The following is a 14,356-nucleotide window of genomic DNA, read 5'->3' on the forward strand; positions in this document are numbered from 1 at the left end:
TACACAAATTTAGTAGGGTAATAATGAAACAAGCGATCGGGGATTGAAGTACCTTTGCCCTGTATTTTAAAAAGTTTCACAATGCGATTTCATACACGAAAATGGGTAAAACCAGAAGATTTGAACGCCAATGGAACGCTGTTTGGCGGAAAGGTCCTTTCATGGATCGATGAAGAGGCTGTGATGTACAGCATCATACAACTTGAGAACAAAAAGGTAGTTACCAAATATATGTCCGAGATCAATTTTATGAGCACCGCCGTAGAAGGTGACATTATTGAGATCGGAATCGACGTGATAAAATTCGGGGTCACCTCCATTTCCCTCAATTGCGAGGTACGAAACAAGATGACCCACGAAAGTATCGTCACGGTGGACAATATTATTTTGGTGAACCTGGACGACAAAGGCAATCCGAAGGCCCATGGCAAAACCAAGATCGAGTACGTTAAAGACCGATTGGCCAAAAAGGAAAAAGAGGAAAACGTTTAGTTCAACGTTTTGGCTATGGCCTGAACTTCGTCCAATACCCTAAGAAGGTTACCACCCCACAATTTGGCGATCTCTTCTTCGGTATAGCCACGTTTTACCAGTTCCAAGGTTACATTGAAGGTCTCGGAGGCATCTGACCAGCCTTCAATACCACCACCTCCATCAAAATCGGAGCTGATACCTACATGGTCTATACCGATCAATTTCACCATGTAATCAATGTGGTCCACAAAATCGGAAACATTGACCGCCGGTGGTGCGTTGGGGTCCTTTTTTGCAAGATCTTCTGCAATGCCCAACACTTTTTGGTAGTTTGCAAAAAAGGTCTCGCGCTGTTCTGATGTCAAGGTCCTGAACTGGGATCTTTCGTACCATTCAATACCCAAAGAATCGGCCACTTTTTTGTTGATTTCCTGCATGTATGCTGAGTGCGCATCATTTTTTTCTGTGTTGAGATACGACCCGAAGGCGACAGTTTGAACCACGCCCCCGTTCTTTTTCATCATCAGAAGTTGTTCATCGTCCAAGTTACGGCTGTGGTTGCACAATGCCCTTGCCGAAGAATGGGAAGCAATTATAGGTGCCTTGGAAAGTTCTATCATTTGCACCATAGCCTCTTTGGAAGGGTGGGAGACATCCACCATGATTCCCACACGGTTCATCTCCGCAATGGCCTGCTTGCCAAGGTCACTTAAACCATGGTATAACCAAATGCTATCGCTTTCTCCTGTGTTGGAATCACTGAACTGGCTATGGCCGTTATGTGCCAAGGACATGTACCGGGCTCCCAATTTTTGGTATTCTTCAATTTTGGAAAGATCCTCACCAATTGGGTAGGCATTCTCTACCCCGATCATGGCCACTTTTTTACCGGAAGCGGCTATTTTTCTAACATCATCAGAAGTCAGTGCCAACCCGATCTGATCAGGGGCAATCTCCTCACAAAGCTTGTGTATCGCAAGGAATTTGGCCATGGCATTTTCAGAGGCCTTGGCATATCCTTCAGAGGTAAGGGTGTCTTGTCCGGTATATACAATAAACCAGGCTACATCCAATCCGCCTTCCTTCATTTTGGGAAGATTTACTTGGGTGTTCAGTTTTTGGGTATAGTTGATGCTATCCGTAAAATTGGCAACGTTAATATCATCATGTGTGTCGATGGTGATTACGGAATCATGGATCCTATGGGCCATTTCTTCCATGGTTTCGGTTTTTTCAGGTTTTTTCTCCCCGCAGGAAACAAAAAGGAGAACACTACAAATGAGGTATAAATATTTCATTAGGTTGGTTTTTATACATACAAATAAAGCAATTTGACAACAAAAACCGAATCCTACGGAACATTAAATTGTTATCCCTCTTTTAATTGGACATTTTTAGTGTATCAACAATTATTACCTCTTAAAATTGGGAACACGGGAATTGCTCAACTATCTTGAAAAACTGGAAATTGGACTAAGCTCTTTCTCCTACGAAGAACTTGGCGTAGTGGAAGCCGGTGAACTGAAAAAATCCTTTGAGATTTTTAAACATGGCTTGGAAGACAAAGTTTTTGGCGTATCCGAACTGAAACAACTGGAAGATCTTTACAAAAGAATGGGGATTTTGGAACCCGAAAGGAAATCCACCACCTTTGAAAAACCGATAACCAAAGATCCTATTTTTCAATTGCTGGATGCATTGGAAAATACTCCACTGAACAAGACACAACTGGAACTGACGAAAGCCTTGAAAAAAGCTGCCGAGAAACTGGTCAAAATAGATAAAAATACCCCCGAATCTATGCCAAATCACATTCAATATATTGAGAAGAGCCTTGTAACGGGCTACTCGGAACACAAGATCAACCTAAAACCGGTTTTGGAAGACTGCATGGGCCGCATGGAGCTCTTGGAAGAACTGGTAAGGATGTTCAAGCACAACGTACTGGAATTCATCGGCAGCTCCAAAATACACCTTTTGAACGAAGATTTTGAGGCCTTGGCACTTTGCTGCCAAAAAGTGGGGCCTAATCTGAGGATGATGAAGACCTATGAACTTTTGGAAATCGTACAGCAAATGTCCCTGTTGAGCAAAACGGACAACGATCCCAAACACCTCGCCTTTTTATACGAACAATTTGTATCAGAATACCCCGTGGTACAAGAGCAGGTAGATTTTGAAATGGAACTCTTTCGAACCATGTAAAAACCAAAACCATGACCACCGAACTCCCAGCATATCTTCAGAGTGTTTTTTATCCTTTGTTCCAGCATGCCAAAGACCTGGAATGCAAGTTGATGTTGATCGATCAGATGTTGGAGATAGGGGACAAGAAGGAAATTCCCTTTTTAACAGAATTGGAAGGTCATGATAATCCCAAAATCAGCAGCAAAGCCTTTGAGGTCAGGACCGCATTACAATCCAAACTGGGCGTAATGACTCCGGCTGAAAGGAGCAGATTGCCCATGAACCTTTGTTTCATCTATGATGAATTCAACATAAGACCGAGCAAAGCCGATCCGGATCTGGACTTTGAAGTGGCACTTGATATTTTGGATAATGACCAGTAGAATCGTTTCACAACCAATGGTGAGAATTTCACCACAAAAAATTGTATTGATATAATCTTTCGAATAGATTCACGTTATAAGAAATACCCAAACAACAAAACCCCGAAAACGCATGTTATACGACACCTACGGAGAAGAATATTTGGCATTTCTTCAGGAACTGAACGAAATCCTGAGCTTGAACGAACTTGCCGAACTTGATTACCTATAGTGGACCAAAACCCCAAATTTTGTTTCGATGAAAAATTTTAACCAAGAAAACACAGCTTACTTAAATTTCATTCAAGATTTGAATGCAATGCTCACCGATTTTGATATCAATCTGTTGAGTCATCCATAGTTACTGTTTAAGTGAATATCATCGAAAAGGGGATGTACAAAACATCCCCTTTTCTATTTTTAATTTGGACATTAACCCAAATACGATTTTAAAATTTTGCTTTTGGAGGTATGCCGTAATTTTCTGATGGCCTTTTCCCGTATCTGTCGTACACGTTCCCTGGTCAGGTCAAAAGTACTGCCAATTTCCTCCAACGTCATGGAAGGTTGGTTCCCGATTCCGTAATACAGCCTTACCACATCCGCTTCGCGTGGAGACAATGTGTCCAAGGCACGGTTTATCTCGGTAAACAAGGATTGGTGCATGAGTCCTTTATCGGGCTTGGGAGAATCCCCGGCTCGCATAACGTCATACAAATTGGAGGTTTCGCCTTCCTTTAACGGGGCATCCATAGAAACATGCCTGCCCGAATTGCGTAGGGATTGTTTTACCTCGGTCACGCTCATGTCCAGTTCCTTGGCAATCTCTTCCGCAGAAGGTGGGCGTTCATGTGCCTGTTCCAGATAGGAAAAGGTCTTTTTTATTTTGTTGATGGATCCGATTTTGTTCAAGGGCAAACGTACCACCCTGGATTGTTCTGCCAAAGCTTGAAGAATGGACTGCCTGATCCACCAGACCGCATACGAAATGAATTTAAATCCACGGGTCTCGTCAAACCGTTTGGCCGCCTTCACCAAACCCACATTACCTTCGTTGATCAAATCAGGTAAGGTAAGTCCTTGGTTTTGGTATTGTTTGGCCACGGATACCACAAATCTCAAATTGGCATTCGTCAGTTTTTCCAAAGCAACTTGGTCACCCTCCCTGATCCGTTGCGCCAACTCCACTTCCTCTTGTGCGGTGATCAAGTCGATCTTACTAATATCCTGAAGATATTTGTCTAAGGATTTGGATTCGCGATTGGTTACTTGCTTAATGATTTTTAACTGCCTCATTCGATTTATGGTTTCATAGTGTTACAAGCTTTCATTATACGTTTTTACGGGTAGAATTCCAAGTGTTAAATGTTATTCTTATCAAAATGTTATGAGCGAAATTGCATTACCTTCAAAAAATTCCGTTAAACACCGATTGTTGATAGTATCTTAATAGAAAACCATAATTACCTCTTCCCATAAGCCCAAAAAACTCCTAATTTTGTAGGGTTTTTTAATTTGAAACCCATAATCCATTTTTCCTTTGGAGGTAAACAGAAAAAATCACAAGAAAACCCTTTACGATTACCAGCAAGAAGATCTCCGCAAGATTTTCAAGCATTTGGACGACCTCCCATCCGGCACCAATATTTTGTACCAGTTGCCAACAGGAGGGGGGAAGACTGTGGTCTTTTCCGAGATTACGCGTAGGTTCATCAACCAAACAGGAAAAAAGGTGATGGTGTTGACCCACCGCATTGAATTGAGCAAACAGACCTCGGATATGCTCCATGGCTTTGGGGTGCCCAATAAGGTCATCAATAGTGAGGTAAAGGAATTGTACGATCAAGATGACTACATGTGCTTTGTGGCCATGGTAGAAACCTTGAACAACCGCTTGCAGGAAGAGAAGGTCAGCATCAAGAACATCGGGTTGGTAATCATCGATGAGGCCCACTACAATTCCTTTAGGAAACTGTTCAAATATTTTGAACATGCCACCATTCTTGGGGTAACGGCCACGCCATTGAGTTCCAACATCAAACTACCGATGAAGGACCATTACAAACACCTGATCATTGGGGAGTCCATCAAATCACTGATCGAGAAACAGTTTTTGGCCAAGGCCAACCTCTATAACTATGATGTAAGCCTCAAAACATTAAAGCTGGGAATCCATGGTGACTATACTGTTAAATCTTCGGATGAGTTTTACGGTAACCACAGCATGTTGGGCAAGTTGTTGTCCGCCTATGAGGAAATAGCGAAGGGAACCAAAACCTTGATCTTTAACAACGGGATCAATACGTCCCTTTATGTTTATGAAACGTTTAAGAAGGCTGGGTACAACATCCGACATTTGGACAATAAGAACACGGCTACCGAGCGGCGAGATATCCTGGACTGGTTCGCAGAGACACCAGATGCTATTTTGACATCCGTAAGCATCCTGACCACGGGTTTTGATGAACCATCGGTGAAATCCATCATCCTGAACCGAGCGACGAGATCGCTTACCCTGTATTTTCAAATGATCGGTAGGGGTTCCAGGATCATTCCAGGAAAAGATGAATTCAACGTCATCGATTTAGGGAACAACCTTGCCCGTTTCGGTCCTTGGGATGCCGCCGTGGATTGGCAGGAAATATTCCATTTCCCAGATTTTTATTTGGAGAACATTAAAAATGATGAGGAAATTGAACGGGACTTTGTGTATGAAATGCCCGAAGAACTCAAAGCCAAGTTCAGCAAATCGGACAACATTACCTTTGATGTCAAGGAAGAGTATAAAAAGATATTCGCCGAAGGGAAAAAATCCAAACTGGTATTGGAACGCAGTATAGAGCAACATGCCCAGATTTGTGTGGAAAACAGTGAGGATGTGTTCGATGCACGAATTTTGGCAAAGGAACTCAAAGAGGAAATTGCCTTTAGGGTAAAGCAATATTCCTACTGTATCATGAACAACACCAAAAACTATAAGGAGTGGTTAGAGGAAGATTATGAACGTAAACTCCGATCCAGTATTTCCAAAAAGTTTGCAATGAAGATGTAGTGAATCTCGACTATTGGATTCTTGGATAGTTGAAAAGCCAGATGATTGGATTATTGGATCAACAGAAAGTATGAGCTTGACACTTGAGTCCCAACTGCAAAAACCACCAGCAATTGTCATTTCGAATGGATGTGGGAAATCTATTCTTTGATCATTGGATTTTTAGATTTTCACTCATGGCTCTTGCGCTTGATTCTTTTATCCTATGCCTGTTCTTCCAAGTTGATTAAAATATGACCAAAACTATATTAGTGATAGGCCATGTTTGGCCAGAGCCCGATACCACTGCGGCCGGATGTCGAATGATACAATTGCTCGAAACTTTTTTGGCTTTTGGTCATGTGGTGACCTTTGCCTCATCAGCGGGAAAAACAGTGTATAGTAAAGACCTTTTTGCTATCGGCATTAAAGAAGAATCCATTGAACTGAACCATCCCAGTTTTGATGCCTTTATTAAGCAACTGAATCCAGATGTAGTTGTTTTTGACCGTTTTATGGTAGAGGAGCAATTTGGTTGGAGAGTGGCCGAATTTGCCCCCAACGCTATCCGAATATTGAATACGGAAGACCTTCACTCCCTTAGAAAGGCCAGGGAAGAGGCTCACAAGCCCCATCAAGAATTTCATATATCCGATTGGGTAAAACACGATATGACATTGCGTGAAGTGGCCAGTATCTATAGGTGCGATGTATCCTTGATGGTTTCAACGTATGAGATGGATATTTTGGATGAACTGCTCCATGTTCCCGAAAATCTTCTGTTTCATTTGCCCTTGATGCTAGAAGTACCCACGGCTAAAAGTATAAAAGAATGGCCCAAATTTATTGAAAGACAGCATTTTATCACGGTTGGAAATGGTAGGCATACTCCAAATATAGATTCCATCAAAATCTTGAAACAGGTCGTTTGGCCCAAAATCAGGGAAAAATTACCGCAGGCCGAATTGCATGTTTATGGTGCGTATTTACCACAATTGGTACAAGAAATGCACGAACCCAAACAAGGGTTCTACATTGATGGCTGGTTAGAAAACTTGGATCAAACCATGCAAAACACAAAGGTATTGTTGGCTCCCATACAGTTTGGGGCGGGAATCAAAGGAAAGTTGTTGATAGCCATGAAAAATGGTACGCCAAGTGTCACTACATCCATTGGAGCAGAAGGGATGCAAGGCGATTTACCATGGAACGGAAGTATTTCCGACAATTGGGAAACCTTTGCCAATGCGGCCGTGGCACTTTATCAGGATGAATTGAAATGGGAAAATGCGAAAACCCATGGCATTCAATTGTTACATGCATTTTTTGATAAAGAAAAACTTCAGAAAAGCTTTATGGATCTGATCGATGGCCTAAAAAAAAATCTAGTTGAACATAGAGAGCGAAATTTAATGGGGAGAATACTACAGCACCAAACCTTGAACAGCACCAAATACATGGCCAAATGGATCGAGGCCAAAAACAGGTGCCAAGGCTAGATCTTTCTTGGCTATCTCTCTTCCAAATAGGCGACAATTTCCTTATGTCCATCCCTTTTTGCAATGCTAAGGGCGGTATCGCCATTTTCCATTTTCAGCTCAATGTCGGCACCATGTTGCACCAACAGTTTCACAAGTTCCAAGTTCCCCCGATGTACTGCGGAGTGCAAGGCCGTAACATTTTGCATTTGGGGAGCATTGACATCCACACCTTTTGCAATCAACAATTGACACAGCCCAACATTTTCTTTGGCCACAGCCGCATGTAACGCATTTACCTTGGAAGGATTGGTCGCGGGTAGGTTCGGGTCCGCATCATGGTCCAGCAACCATTTGGCCATTTCCGTTTGATCAAAAAAGGCTGCCAAAGACACAGGTGTGAAACCATCGTTGGCGTACTGGTTGATTAACTCGGGATCATGGACCAGCATGCTCTGGACCTGTTCCATCAGTCCACATACCACCGCTTCATGGAAGGTAAAGGAATTCTTCAGGGTTATGGCCGTTTCCAAGACCTTTGGCATACCGGAATAAGCGATGAGCAACAGCCCAGAGGTTCCTCTTTCGTCCTGAAGCTCCAAAACTTTAGGGCTTTCTTGAATCAAACTCAGGATTTTGTCTGTTTCCCTATCCTTAAGGAGTTCTTTAAGTTTTTCAGTCATGACCTAAAATGCTGATTTTAAATCTATACGAATACTAAAATCTCTCTTTTTTATTTGCTAAAGACAATCGAGGGGAATCCTTTTCTGTCTTTCACAATAAAGTGCTCGGCTTTTTTCCACTCTTCGATCAACCGGTGGGCAGCCAAGCGAAGTGCCAAGTCGCCATGGCCTAAATAGGACTCAACTTGGGTTACATAAGGCCTGATATTTTCTCTTATATTCGCGAACCATTCACAAGTTGGTGTAGCATCACCAATACCTGCGTTATAATCATAATAGGCCTCTTTAAAAAGGCAAGCAATGAATTTCATGATTACGGCAAGGGCTCCATTGGATATAGACTCACCCTGACCAGCCAGAATACCGGTGAAATAGTCCTTTAGTTTATAGACGGATTCCCCATGGCCTTCCAATACTTCAAAGTAATCTTCCCCCCATTTTTGCTCTATATCCGCATCAACAAGATTTGCCAAGTCACAAATAAGGACCCAATCCTTGCCAAAAAATGGACTAAAGGCTTCTTTGCAATATAATTGTTCCAGTTTCATAATATAGAGTTGTACGCCATCATTAAGAAGAGATTCTTCCCTTCGCTCAGAATGACAAGTAAGATGATTGGAAATTGATTATTGTTCATTGTCAATTGTTCTTGTCTATTTCACAAATAAGGAAGGATCATACGTGGTTCCCTTGGCAACCTGAACCATAGTGATCCGTACTTTGGTAGGGAAGAATTTTTCGAAATCGCTTCGCTTATGGGCATGCCCCTGTCCGCCACTATCATCTTTGATCACCAAATCCATCTGTTTGATGCCTTCCGACCAGATGATGGATTCATTCTCCCAAAACTCTGTCATGGGGACATCCTTTTCATAAATGCCTTCCTCTGAATATAGATCCGTGGAGGTGCAGCCATACCCATTTCCCTGTCCATGGTTGGGGATATAGCAGAGTGTCCATTTGGTCGGTTCCCCTCCAAGTGGCTTTTCTTGAACTTCAATTCGGATATGTACCGTTCCATTTCTAAAATCCACAGGGTAAGTCCAATCTTCCGGAATGTTCGGGTTCAACTTGTCCCCGGTCACATAATAGTGGGATTTGCTGGGGGTGGAAGTATCCGCGTCATTTTTGGTATAGGTGAACTCCACATCAAAAAGTACAAATTGATTTTGATACGATTGCGCCCAAAATAACATTGGATACAAAAAGATTATCCCTAAAATACATTTTTTCATTTCCCTATCAATCCTTTTTATATCCTGGACCTCGCACCACACGGCCAGGAAATTCGCCTGTATGCTCTCCGTCTTTCAGCACCCGGGTACCGTTGACAAATACATGCACCATGCCTTCGGCATATTGGTGTGGATTTTCAAAAGTTGCCTTGTCCATGATGGTTTCTGGGTTAAAAACTACCACATCAGCATAATTGCCAGTGGACAAACTTCCCCTTCTTTTGATCTTCAAGTTGGTTGCGGGTAATTGGGACAATTTGTGAACCGCTTCCTCTAAGGAAATCACCTTTTCTTCACGCACATATTTGCCCAACAGTCGGGCCACATTGCCATAAGCTCTTGGATGCGTGTTGGATTTAAGGAAAACCCCCTCAGTAGCTAAGGAACCTGCGTCGGAACCGAAGCTCATCCAGGGCAAGGCAATCTGCTTTTTTACATTCTCTTCGGACATCAGAAAATAAATGGTACCCACCCGGCTGCCATCTTGTACCACAAGGTCCATAGCGGTTTCCTCAGGGGAAGTTCCCCTAATTTCTGCCACTTCTCTCAAGGTCTTTCCTGTCAAATATTTAAGGGAATCGTTTCGAAAGCCTACCAAAAGGATTTTACTCGGATCCCCTGCCGCTTGCATCAAACTTTCCCATTTATCCGTTGGGGTCATCATTTCTTCTTTGACTTTTTCGCGGATGGCCGGGTCTTGCAAACGCTCAGCCCATTTATCATATCCGCCTTCCTGTACCCAGGGCGGCATAGAGGCATCCAATCCTGTGGCTCCGGCCACATAGTTATACATATCGGCTGTAATATGCAATCCGGCGGCACGCGAGGAGTCCACTTTGGCCACCACAGCATCAAATTTGTCCCAATTGTCCCTGCCGCTTTCCTTCAAATGATAGATCTCTGCCCGTATTCCGGCTTCATGGGCAATACGGATCAATTCATCCAGACTTTCCAGTAACCTAGATCCCTCGCTTCGCATATGGCTGATGTACATGCCATCATACTCGGCAGCTACTTTACACAGCGCTATGAGTTCCTCCGTGCTGGAGTAAAAAGCTGGGGCATAGATCAGTGAAGATCCCACGCCCAAGGCGCCTTCTTCCATGGCCTGCCTTACCATCAATTTCATGGAGTCCAATTCCTGTGGAGTAGGGGCACGGTCTTCGTAGCCAACGGTATTTACCCTAAGGGTAGTGGCGCCAACAAAGGAAGCCACGTTGGTTGAAATACCCTTTTTCGTTAAATATTCCAGGTATTCCCCAAGGGTGTTCCAAGCCATGTCAAATTTGATATCACCTTGGCTTTCCTGTTCCTCTTTCTTTATTTTTTCGGTCAGGGGCCCCATGGACCAACCTTCTCCAAAAACTTCCAATGTTACTCCTTGTTTAATGTCGCCCATGGACCTGCCATCTTCTATTAGGGACTCTGTGGCCCAACTCAACATATTGATGAACCCGGGGGCAACAGCCAAACCGGAAGCATCTACTTCCACATTTCCCCTTGCTTTATTAAGATTGCCAATGGCAGCAATGGTATCGGCATTGATCCCTACATCTCCCACGTAAGAGGGTTTACCGGAACCGTCCACAATACTGCCATTCTTTATGAGTACATCAAAGTTTTGGGGCTGGTTGCAACTACCAACAAGCAGTATAACAAAAAGGAGGGACAGGATTGGGGTAGTCTTCATAACTCGGTTATTTAGTGAGAGATAACCAAGTTAATCCTTTTTTGTTGATAAGCAAATCACCTTTTTATTTCCTCAAATGCCCTAAGCGGTCGATGGCATTTTGGTTTTGTGGATTTAAATCCAAGGACTTTTGAAAGCTTAAAATGGCCTTGTCCGTATCTCCCAAGAACAAATAGGCCTCTGCCAAACTGTCGAATAGATTGCTGGAATTTGGATAAAGGGTTGTTGCCAGTAATAATATTTTGATTCCGCTGACCGATGTTTTTGGGTTGAAAACAAGTTGCAACCCTAGATTGTTCAATTTCCCTTCTGATAATTCCAGTGCAGGATGCTTTTTAACAAGCGATTGATAAAGTGTATAAAGATCGTTATAGCCCTGTTTTGCTGCCAATTCATTAAAATCATTGAAACCAAATCCTTTTTCTTTTGGCTCTTTGGTTTGATAATCCAGTACATCCTTTGCTATTCCATTTTGGGAAGGATCGTTATTTAAAAATTTGAGGGCTGCCGGGTCATTCTTCAAAAATGCATCCAAAAAATTCAACGCATACTGGGATACCAACCTATAGGATTCCATAATCTCGGAATCGCTTTTATCCTGCCTTTCATCCCTTGATTGAAACAAGACCCCCAAGGTACTGAAATAGGAATGCGTCATGTTGCGGAACTTCAATTGATAGGCCTTGCTATTGGTGAGACTATCATAAAATTCAAACTTGGTGTTGAGTTCCGGGTCTATCTTATCTTCAGCCATAACCTGCTCTGGAATGTTCTTTTGGGCCATATGGATGAAAGGAACGTCCACTTTATCAACATTAAAGAAAGGGGATTTTTTCAACGTGTCATATTGATATTTTATACTTCCATCCAAACTGACAATGGCCATGATGTTCTCATTTCTCATTTGCGACAGAACGTTGGACAGTCCTCCAAAGCTAAAACCCATAGTGGCGATATGGTCCGTTTCCACATAAGGCAATTTTCGGACTTCTTTAATCAAAAACTCAATATCCCTGGCCTGTGTTTCCAAATCTTTTGGGGTGCCTCCCTCAAAAAAACGGTTTTCAGCACCTCTACTTGGACTAGAAATTACCACATAGCCGTGACTGGCCAGATATTCGCACAAAGCGAAATTTTCTATGGACGACGCTTGATAACTTGGTGCATAAACGACCACGGGAAACGTACCTTCTGCTGGCCTTATTCCATATTGCGCAGTTGTTTGTTCCCCTAGATGGTTTTGGTTCGCCAGGTTGTTCGGATAATAGAACCAATTCAATATTTGATCATTTGGCAAATATTCCCATTCCTCTTCTTCTTTAAGGATTTCCATATAATCCAATACGTTCATTGGCTCAGTGTTATCTGAGGTTTTACCGGATGGATACCAAATACTTATTGGGATGGGCCTTGGAATACTTTTGTTGTTCCAATCATAAATTCTTTTGTATGTTCTGGTGCTGTCAGTGGTCAAGTAGTGTTTAAATCCTACGTGGAAGTCTCCGTTTTCCAAATCAATTTCCTTTAAAGAGGTTTGCCCTAAAACCAAACTTGTTTGGATCAACAATACAATAAGAATCGCCAATAGCCTCATTATCAATTTAAAATGTTTCCCAAGAAAGGTAAGAAAAAACAGTGGCCTGTTACAATTTAAAAATCGTTTTAACCTGGAATCCCGTGGATTAAATCAGTGGTGATGGGATCAGTCCCAAACAAATTTCCAAGTTTGGTCCGGCTGTCTTTTCCAAACGGTATGAAAGATTCCCGTATTTTGGATTTCCTTCCCCGTGGAATCCCTATAAGACAATGTGTAGCTACCATATGTATAACCCAAATCCCCGGACGAGGAAACATCTACAAAATCAGGTTCCCATGAAAGCTTAAAATTGACCGAAGAATTTTGATTGGAAAAATAGGCTTTCAAGGCATCTTTCCCTTTTATCAATTTGTTGTTCCGCATCATGACCACATCATTGGCACAATAGGTTTCAAAAGCTCTTGCTACCCCTTCTTTTTGTGCCATATCGGAAAAGGCTTTTTCGGTTTTACGTATTTCGCTTTTCCATAATCCTATCTGTGAAACGTTTGTTTCATTCTTGCATGAAATAAAGAAAACATGCAATAACAGGACTTGTAATATGATTTTACTTTTCAAAACCATTCGCTTTTCAACCATTATTCAGGTATTTGCTGACTCAAGCAGTGCAAGGTGCCAAATCCCCAAATAAGGTCGATGGCACTGATCCCGATAACCTCCCGACCAGGGAACACATCCGCTAGAATGTTCAAAGCCTCCCGGTCTCTTGAATCGTTGAAGGTAGGTACCAGAACAGCTTTGTTCAAAATCAGGAAGTTGGCATAACTGGCAGGTAGTACTACTCCATCAAAATCAATCCGTTTTGGCATGGGAAGCGTTACTATCCTTGGTTTGCTTCCGTCTTCCAAAATTGCACTTTCCAAACGTTTCAAATTTTCTTGCAGGGCTCCATAATTAGCATCCTTCTTGTCGGATTCCACCACCGTCACAATCGTATTCTCATTGACAAATCGCGCCAAATCATCAATATGTCCGTGGGTATCGTCCCCTTTGATGCCATCACCTAACCAAATGGTATGGGTCACCCCAAGGTATTCCTTAAAAATGGCTTCGTAATCGGTTTTGGTGAATCCAGGGTTACGCACTTGAATTTTTTGATCCAGCAGGCATTCTTCCGAAGTGATCAGGGTGCCTTTTCCGTTCACATCAATGGCACCGCCTTCCAGCACCACGGGTTTGCCCTTGTACTTTACCTGTTCCAAAGGAACTTGTAGCCATTGGGATACTTTTTCGGGAACATGCCTGTCCAATTTATAATTGGAATATTTGGCCCAACCATTGAAATTGAAATTGAGGGCCTTTCTTTCCTTACCGTTTTTGACGATGATGGGACCAGAGTCGCGCATCCAACTTCTATTGGTCTTATGGATGATGAAGGAAACCTTGTCCACATTTACATGGGCCGTTTGAAGAAGGTCAAGCACTTTGTTTTTGAGTTCCTCGGAAGCCACCACCAAAAATACCTCTTCAAAAGAGGTCACCTTTTTGATGAATTCCACAAAAGCCCATTGAATGGCCCCATATTTGCCGGGCCAATCGTTGCCATTATGTGGAAAGCACAGTAAAATGCCCTGTTGTTTTTCCCATTCCGCGGGAAATCGCCATGCAGCCTTTGCCAT

The 14,356-nt window shown here is 42.6% G+C and carries 14 protein-coding genes; 5 read left to right on the plus strand and 9 right to left on the minus strand.

Annotation, left to right across the window (positions count from 1 at the left end; all coding sequences use genetic code 11):
• The first annotated feature begins 81 nt into the window (after positions 1 to 81).
• Complete coding sequence (locus tag GTK07_RS06105; protein WP_163634085.1) at positions 82 to 492, plus strand: acyl-CoA thioesterase; 411 nt, start codon at positions 82 to 84, stop codon at positions 490 to 492.
• Here the strand turns inward: GTK07_RS06105 and GTK07_RS06110 are convergent.
• Positions 489 to 1,772 carry a dipeptidase gene (locus tag GTK07_RS06110; protein WP_163634087.1) on the minus strand — a complete coding sequence of 428 codons (1,284 nt, stop codon included), beginning with the start codon at positions 1,770 to 1,772 and terminating at the stop codon, positions 489 to 491. The genes GTK07_RS06105 and GTK07_RS06110 overlap by 4 nt on opposite strands.
• 127 nt (positions 1,773 to 1,899) lie before the next feature.
• Here GTK07_RS06110 and GTK07_RS06115 point away from each other — a divergent pair, with 127 nt between their 5' ends.
• Positions 1,900 to 2,679, plus strand: a complete 780-nt coding sequence (locus tag GTK07_RS06115) for a hypothetical protein (RefSeq protein WP_163634089.1) — start codon at positions 1,900 to 1,902, stop codon at positions 2,677 to 2,679.
• An 11-nt stretch (positions 2,680 to 2,690) separates the two neighbouring features.
• Entirely contained in the window at positions 2,691 to 3,044 is a 354-nt protein-coding gene (locus GTK07_RS06120) for a hypothetical protein (protein ID WP_163634091.1), read from the plus strand.
• A 411-nt stretch (positions 3,045 to 3,455) separates the two neighbouring features.
• On the opposite strand, the gene GTK07_RS06125 is transcribed toward GTK07_RS06120, so the two are convergent.
• Positions 3,456 to 4,319, minus strand: coding sequence for a sigma-70 family RNA polymerase sigma factor (locus GTK07_RS06125; protein WP_163634093.1), 864 nt, complete (start codon positions 4,317 to 4,319; stop codon positions 3,456 to 3,458).
• Between the two features lie 244 nt (positions 4,320 to 4,563).
• On the opposite strand from GTK07_RS06125, the gene GTK07_RS06130 reads away from it, so the two are divergent.
• Together GTK07_RS06130 and GTK07_RS06135 are read left to right on the plus strand one after the other, a co-directional pair.
• Positions 4,564 to 6,075, plus strand: a complete 1,512-nt coding sequence (locus GTK07_RS06130) for a DEAD/DEAH box helicase (protein WP_163634095.1) — start codon at positions 4,564 to 4,566, stop codon at positions 6,073 to 6,075.
• A gap of 233 nt (positions 6,076 to 6,308) precedes the next feature.
• On the plus strand, positions 6,309 to 7,553 hold the full coding sequence (locus GTK07_RS06135; protein WP_163634097.1) for a glycosyltransferase: 1,245 nt from the start codon (positions 6,309 to 6,311) through the stop codon (positions 7,551 to 7,553).
• Between the two features lie 11 nt (positions 7,554 to 7,564).
• Here GTK07_RS06135 and GTK07_RS06140 read toward each other — a convergent pair whose 3' ends face one another.
• From GTK07_RS06140 to GTK07_RS06170, 7 genes are all read right to left on the minus strand, one after another.
• Entirely contained in the window at positions 7,565 to 8,215 is a 651-nt protein-coding gene (locus GTK07_RS06140) for an ankyrin repeat domain-containing protein (RefSeq protein ID WP_163634099.1), read from the minus strand.
• Positions 8,216 to 8,265: 50 nt separating this feature from the next.
• Positions 8,266 to 8,763: a hypothetical protein gene (locus GTK07_RS06145; RefSeq protein WP_163634101.1), complete on the minus strand. Its 498-nt coding sequence runs from the start codon at positions 8,761 to 8,763 to the stop codon at positions 8,266 to 8,268.
• Positions 8,764 to 8,868: 105 nt separating this feature from the next.
• Positions 8,869 to 9,450, minus strand: a complete 582-nt coding sequence (locus GTK07_RS06150; RefSeq protein ID WP_163634102.1) for a hypothetical protein — start codon at positions 9,448 to 9,450, stop codon at positions 8,869 to 8,871.
• Positions 9,451 to 9,457: 7 nt separating this feature from the next.
• Positions 9,458 to 11,140: an N-acyl-D-amino-acid deacylase family protein gene (locus tag GTK07_RS06155; RefSeq protein WP_163634104.1), complete on the minus strand. Its 1,683-nt coding sequence runs from the start codon at positions 11,138 to 11,140 to the stop codon at positions 9,458 to 9,460.
• Between the two features lie 64 nt (positions 11,141 to 11,204).
• Positions 11,205 to 12,734 (minus strand): CocE/NonD family hydrolase, encoded by a 1,530-nt coding sequence (locus GTK07_RS06160; RefSeq protein ID WP_163634106.1) that lies wholly within the window; start codon positions 12,732 to 12,734, stop codon positions 11,205 to 11,207.
• Between the two features lie 108 nt (positions 12,735 to 12,842).
• Complete coding sequence (locus GTK07_RS06165) at positions 12,843 to 13,316, minus strand: YybH family protein (protein WP_313790741.1); 474 nt, start codon at positions 13,314 to 13,316, stop codon at positions 12,843 to 12,845.
• Positions 13,316 to 14,356 (minus strand): agmatine deiminase family protein, encoded by a 1,041-nt coding sequence (locus GTK07_RS06170; protein ID WP_163634110.1) that lies wholly within the window; start codon positions 14,354 to 14,356, stop codon positions 13,316 to 13,318. Before GTK07_RS06170 ends, GTK07_RS06165 begins: the two co-directional genes overlap by 1 nt.

The sequence above is a fragment of the Flagellimonas sediminis genome (genome assembly GCF_010500845.1).
In the GTDB taxonomy this organism is placed as follows: Bacteria; Bacteroidota; Bacteroidia; order Flavobacteriales; family Flavobacteriaceae; genus Flagellimonas; species Flagellimonas sediminis.

Coding starts and splice junctions, on each gene's coding strand:
- GTK07_RS06165 (WP_313790741.1), bottom strand. CDS start 13,316: ATGGTTGAAAAGCGAATGGTTTTGAAAAGTAAAATCATATTACAAGTC.
- GTK07_RS06145 (WP_163634101.1), bottom strand. CDS start 8,763: ATGAAACTGGAACAATTATATTGCAAAGAAGCCTTTAGTCCATTTTTT.
- GTK07_RS06135 (WP_163634097.1), top strand. CDS start 6,309: ATGACCAAAACTATATTAGTGATAGGCCATGTTTGGCCAGAGCCCGAT.
- GTK07_RS06120 (WP_163634091.1), top strand. CDS start 2,691: ATGACCACCGAACTCCCAGCATATCTTCAGAGTGTTTTTTATCCTTTG.
- GTK07_RS06140 (WP_163634099.1), bottom strand. CDS start 8,215: ATGACTGAAAAACTTAAAGAACTCCTTAAGGATAGGGAAACAGACAAA.
- GTK07_RS06110 (WP_163634087.1), bottom strand. CDS start 1,772: ATGAAATATTTATACCTCATTTGTAGTGTTCTCCTTTTTGTTTCCTGC.
- GTK07_RS06150 (WP_163634102.1), bottom strand. CDS start 9,450: ATGAAAAAATGTATTTTAGGGATAATCTTTTTGTATCCAATGTTATTT.
- GTK07_RS06170 (WP_163634110.1), bottom strand. CDS start 14,356: ATGGCAAAGGCTGCATGGCGATTTCCCGCGGAATGGGAAAAACAACAG.
- GTK07_RS06160 (WP_163634106.1), bottom strand. CDS start 12,734: ATGAGGCTATTGGCGATTCTTATTGTATTGTTGATCCAAACAAGTTTG.
- GTK07_RS06125 (WP_163634093.1), bottom strand. CDS start 4,319: ATGAGGCAGTTAAAAATCATTAAGCAAGTAACCAATCGCGAATCCAAA.
- GTK07_RS06155 (WP_163634104.1), bottom strand. CDS start 11,140: ATGAAGACTACCCCAATCCTGTCCCTCCTTTTTGTTATACTGCTTGTT.
- GTK07_RS06105 (WP_163634085.1), top strand. CDS start 82: ATGCGATTTCATACACGAAAATGGGTAAAACCAGAAGATTTGAACGCC.